The sequence below is a fragment of the Neptuniibacter sp. genome (assembly GCF_024231755.1).
Lineage (GTDB): Bacteria > Pseudomonadota > Gammaproteobacteria > Pseudomonadales > Balneatricaceae > Neptuniibacter.
On record NZ_JAAEQH010000217.1, the window covers coordinates 1 to 4,753 of the forward strand.

The following is a 4,753-nucleotide window of genomic DNA, read 5'->3' on the forward strand; positions in this document are numbered from 1 at the left end:
AAAACTCGCATCTTCAAGTCTACCGGCGAAACAATTGGCGGATAAGGGGAGCTGATATCATGTCTAGATTAAAAGCGCTTTATAACGATTCCGTTAAGCAGCAGCTGAAAGATGAGCTGAACTGCCCTAGCGTAATGGCTGTTCCACGTTTGACTAAAATCACTCTGAACATGGGTGTTGGTGAAGCGTTGGGCGATAAGAAAATGCTGGAAAATGCTGTTGCAGATATGACTGCAATTGCTGGTCAGAAGCCGGTTGTATGTCTGGCTCGTAAATCCATCGCGGGCTTCAAAGTTCGTGAAGGCTGGCCGATCGGCTGTAAAGTTACACTGCGCGGCGAGCGTATGTGGGAATTCCTGGATCGTCTGGTAGATATCTCTATCCCTCGTATCCGCGATTTCCGTGGCCTGAACCCGAAATCTTTTGACGGTCGTGGCAACTACAGCATGGGTGTTAAAGAGCAGATCATCTTCCCTGAAATCGAATACGATAAGGTAGATAAACTGCGTGGTATGGACATTACGTTCACTACGACTGCTCAGACTAACGATGAGGGTCGTGCCCTGCTGGCTGCCCTGAACTTCCCGTTCCGCAAGTAATAGGGCTATATCATGGCTAAGGAATCAATGAAGGCACGTGAAGCTAAACGTGCAAAGTTAGTTGCTAAATACGCTGAGAAACGTGCAGCGTTGAAAGCAATCATCAATAACCCGAACTCTTCTGAAGACGAAGTGTGGGATGCGACTATCGCGCTGCAGAAACTGCCACGCGATTCCAGCAAATCACGTCAACAGCGTCGTTGTCAGATTACAGGTCGTCCACACGCTGTATACCGCAAGTTTGGTATCAGCCGTATCAAACTGCGTGAAGCAGCGATGCGTGGCGATGTTCCGGGTCTGAAAAAGGCTAGCTGGTAATCCACCAGTTGGTATAAACGGTAAGCACGGTGGTTCTGGCCCCTTTATGGGGTACCGCATCGTGCTGCACATGAGGAAGTTAATGCAATGAGCATGCAAGATACTCTAGCGGATATGTTTACCCGTATCCGTAACGGTCACATGGCTGAAAAGCAGGCCGTATCTATGCCGTCTTCCAAAGTAAAAGTATCTGTAGCTAAAGTTCTAAAAGAAGAAGGTTACATCGTTGACTACGCAGTAGAAGGCGACGTAAAACCGGTTCTGAACATCGAGCTGAAATACTTTGAAGGTAAGCCGGTAATTGAAGAGATCAAACGCGTAAGTCGTCCAGGTCTGCGTATCTACAAGAACGCAAGTGAACTGCCAAAAGTATCTGGCGGTCTGGGTGTAGCGATTATCTCTACAAGTAAAGGTGTAATGGCTGACCGCGCAGCACGTAGTGCTGGTGTGGGTGGCGAAGTAATCTGCACAGTATTCTAAGAGGTATTTCAATATGTCACGTATTGCAAAAAGCCCTGTTAGTCTACCTGCAGGTGTTGAAGTTAAAATTGACGGCCAGTCCGTTAATGTAAAAGGCAAAAACGGCCAGCTGTCTCTGGATGTTCACCCTTCTGTTGCTGTAGCACAGGAAGAGAACGAGCTGAAATTCTCTGCTCGTGAGAACTCTAAGCAGGCTGTTGCTCTGTCCGGTACTACTCGTTCTCTGGTCAACAACATGGTTGTTGGTGTGACTGAAGGCTTCAAGAAAACTCTTGAACTTCAGGGTGTAGGTTATCGTGCTGCTGCTAAAGGCAACGTACTGAACCTGAACCTGGGTTTCTCTCACCCAATCGATTATGACCTTCCAGAAGGCATCAAAGCAGAAACGCCAAACGTAACCACTATCATCTTGTCTGGTCCAGACAAGCAGGTTTTGGGTCAGGCAGCTGCTGAGATTCGTGCATTCCGTCCACCAGAGCCATACAAAGGCAAGGGTGTTCGTTATGCTGATGAATATGTTCGCCGTAAAGAAGCGAAGAAAAAGTAAGTAGGGCAGGGTTATGAACGCTAAGAAACAATCTCGTATTCGTCGTGCTCGTCGCTCCCGCCTGAAAATGCGTGAGCTGGGCGCTACTCGTCTGTGCGTTACTCGCACACCGCGTCACATTTACGCTCAGGTTATCTCTGCTGATGGTGCAAAAGTTTTGGCTGCTGCATCTACTGTAGAAAAAGATCTGCGCGAAGCGACTGGTGGTAACATCGCTGCGGCTGAAAAAGTAGGTGCTCTGATCGCTCAGCGCGCTACTGAAGCTGGTGTTACTGAAGTAGCATTCGACCGTGCTGGTTACCAGTACCATGGTCGTGTAAAGGCTCTGGCTGATGCTGCCCGCGAAGGCGGCCTGAAATTCTAAAGGGATCGAATATGTCAAATCATGAACAGAAAGACGGCGATCTGCAGGAAAAGCTGGTTCAGGTTAACCGCGTCGCTAAAGTAGTAAAAGGTGGTCGTATCTTCGGCTTTACTGCACTGACTGTTGTTGGTGATGGTAAAGGTCGTGTAGGTTTCGGCCGTGGTAAGGCACGTGAAGTTCCTGCTGCTATTCAGAAAGCAATGGAACAGGCTCGTCGTAACATGGTTTCAGTTGAACTGAACGGCGACACACTGCAGTACCCAATCAAAGCACGTCACGGTGCTTCAAAAGTTTACATGCAGCCTGCTTCTCAGGGTACTGGTGTAATCGCAGGTGGTGCGATGCGTGCAGTACTGGAATTGGCAGGTGTCCACAACGTACTGGCTAAATGCTACGGCTCTACTAACCCGGTAAACGTTGTTCGTGCGACTGTTAAAGGTCTGGCGGCAATGAAATCTCCGGAAGATGTAGCTGCTAAGCGTGGTAAGTCCGTAGAAGACATTCTGGGGTAATCGACAATGGCTAAGACAGTTAAAGTAACACTAGTACGTAGCCCTATCGGTACTCTGCCTAACCACAAATTGTGCGTTAAGGGTCTGGGTCTGCGCCGTATTGGACACACAGTTGAAGTGGAAGACACTCCATCTGTACGTGGCATGATCAACAAAGTTAACTACCTGCTTCAGGTAGAAGACTAATAAGGGAGTTACAGCATGCGTCTGAACACTCTAAGCCCTGCTGAAGGTTCACGTAAAGCGGCTAAACGCGTTGGTCGTGGTATCGGTTCCGGTCTGGGTAAAACATGTGGCCGTGGTCACAAAGGTCAGAAATCCCGCTCTGGCGGTTCTGTGAAACCAGGTTTTGAAGGCGGTCAGATGCCATTACAGCGTCGTCTGCCAAAATTCGGTTTCACTTCTCGCATTGCTCGCTACGTTGCTGAGATTCGTCTCAACGAACTGGCGAAAATCGAGTCTGATGTAATCGATCTCGACGCGCTGAAAGCGGCGGATATCATCAAGCAGGAAATTAAATCTGCAAAAGTGATTCTGTCTGGCGAGATCACTAAAGCTGTCACCGTTAAAGGTCTTCGTGTGACCAAAGGTGCACAGGCTGCTATCGAAGCTGCTGGCGGTAAAGTCGAGGCGTAAATGGCTAAACAAGGACCAATACCAGCTGGAATGCAAAGTGGACTAGGTGAGCTTAAGTCTCGTCTGTTGTTCGTTCTGCTTGCGATCGTTGTATACCGTATCGGGGCTCATATCCCGGTTCCAGGTATCAACCCGGATCGTCTGGCTGCATTATTTGATCAGAATCAGGGCACAATCCTGAGTCTCTTTAACATGTTCTCCGGTGGTGCACTGGAGCGAATGAGTATCTTGGCGCTGGGTATCATGCCGTACATCTCTGCATCGATTATCATGCAGTTGATGACCGTGGTTAGCCCAACCTTGGCTCAGTTAAAGAAAGAGGGTGAGGCTGGTCGTCGTAAGATCAACCAGTACACTCGTTATGGAACTGTTCTGCTTGCACTTATTCAATCCTTCGGTATGGCCGTTGGTTTGGCGAATCAGGGTGTAGCATTTAGCGCAGATGCCAGCTTCTACTTTGTAGCAGTTGTGACACTGGTAGCTGGTGCGGTATTCCTGATGTGGTTGGGTGAGCAGGTGACTGAACGTGGTATCGGTAACGGTATCTCAATTCTGATCTTTGCTGGTATTGTGGCCGGATTGCCTAGCGCAATCGGTCAGGCATTTGAAGCTGCACGTCAGGGTGATCTTAATATCCTAGCGTTGCTGGCTATTGCCTTCCTGGCCATTGCTACTGTTGGTTTTGTAGTATTCATGGAGCGCGGTCAACGCCGTATCACCATTAATTACGCAAAACGTCAGCAGGGCAATCGCGTTTTTGCGGCACAGTCCAGCCACCTTCCATTGAAGGTCAACATGGCTGGTGTGATTCCGCCGATTTTTGCATCCAGTATTCTGCTATTCCCTGCTTCTATGGGCCAATGGTTTGGTCAATCAGAAGGCATGGATTGGCTGCAGAATGTTGCTCTAGCGCTTGGTCCAGGCCAGCCGCTGTACATTCTGCTGTTCTCGGTCGCAATCATTTTCTTCTGCTACTTCTATACAGCGATTGTATTCAATCCTAAGGATGTAGCGGATAACCTGAAGAAATCAGGTGCTTTTATCCCAGGTATTCGTCCAGGTGAACAGTCAGCGCGTTACATTGATACTGTGCTGGGACGACTGACTCTGTTTGGTGCGCTATACATTACGGCGGTATCTCTGATGCCTCAGTTCTTGGTGGTAGCGGCTAACGTACCGTTTTATTTCGGTGGCACCTCACTCCTGATCGTCGTAGTTGTCGTGATGGATTTTATGGCGCAGGTTCAGTCTCATCTGATGTCGCATCAGTACGAGTCCCTGATGAAGAAATCTAATC

9 protein-coding genes are annotated in these 4,753 nt (G+C 48.7%); all 9 read left to right on the forward strand.

The features are described from left to right. Window positions 1-59: 59 nt before the first annotated feature. On the forward strand, window positions 60-599 hold the full coding sequence (gene rplE / locus GY843_RS11485) for a 50S ribosomal protein L5 (RefSeq protein WP_297309693.1): 540 nt from the start codon (window positions 60-62) through the stop codon (window positions 597-599). A 12-nt stretch (window positions 600-611) separates the two neighbouring features. Beyond that, window positions 612-917 carry a 30S ribosomal protein S14 gene (rpsN, locus tag GY843_RS11490; protein ID WP_297309695.1) on the forward strand — a complete coding sequence of 102 codons (306 nt, stop codon included), beginning with the start codon at window positions 612-614 and terminating at the stop codon, window positions 915-917. A gap of 87 nt (window positions 918-1,004) precedes the next feature. Then, a complete protein-coding gene (rpsH, locus tag GY843_RS11495) occupies window positions 1,005-1,397 on the forward strand; it encodes a 30S ribosomal protein S8 (protein WP_297309697.1) in 393 nt (130 codons plus the stop codon). Window positions 1,398-1,410: 13 nt separating this feature from the next. Beyond that, window positions 1,411-1,944, forward strand: a complete 534-nt coding sequence (gene rplF, locus GY843_RS11500) for a 50S ribosomal protein L6 (RefSeq protein ID WP_297309699.1) — start codon at window positions 1,411-1,413, stop codon at window positions 1,942-1,944. 13 nt (window positions 1,945-1,957) lie between these two features. Then, window positions 1,958-2,308 (forward strand): 50S ribosomal protein L18, encoded by a 351-nt coding sequence (gene rplR, locus GY843_RS11505; protein WP_297309701.1) that lies wholly within the window; start codon window positions 1,958-1,960, stop codon window positions 2,306-2,308. A gap of 11 nt (window positions 2,309-2,319) precedes the next feature. Continuing rightward, complete coding sequence (gene rpsE / locus GY843_RS11510; RefSeq protein ID WP_297309703.1) at window positions 2,320-2,820, forward strand: 30S ribosomal protein S5; 501 nt, start codon at window positions 2,320-2,322, stop codon at window positions 2,818-2,820. Between the two features lie 6 nt (window positions 2,821-2,826). Continuing rightward, window positions 2,827-3,006 (forward strand): 50S ribosomal protein L30, encoded by a 180-nt coding sequence (rpmD, locus tag GY843_RS11515; RefSeq protein WP_297309705.1) that lies wholly within the window; start codon window positions 2,827-2,829, stop codon window positions 3,004-3,006. 15 nt (window positions 3,007-3,021) lie between these two features. Further along, the gene (rplO, locus tag GY843_RS11520) at window positions 3,022-3,456 is read left to right on the forward strand and encodes a 50S ribosomal protein L15 (RefSeq protein WP_297309707.1); all 435 of its coding nucleotides are present in this window, start codon (window positions 3,022-3,024) and stop codon (window positions 3,454-3,456) included. Beyond that, the coding region (secY, locus tag GY843_RS11525; protein ID WP_297309709.1) for a preprotein translocase subunit SecY at window positions 3,457-4,753 on the forward strand (1,297 nt) is incomplete at its 3' end. It lies immediately after the preceding gene.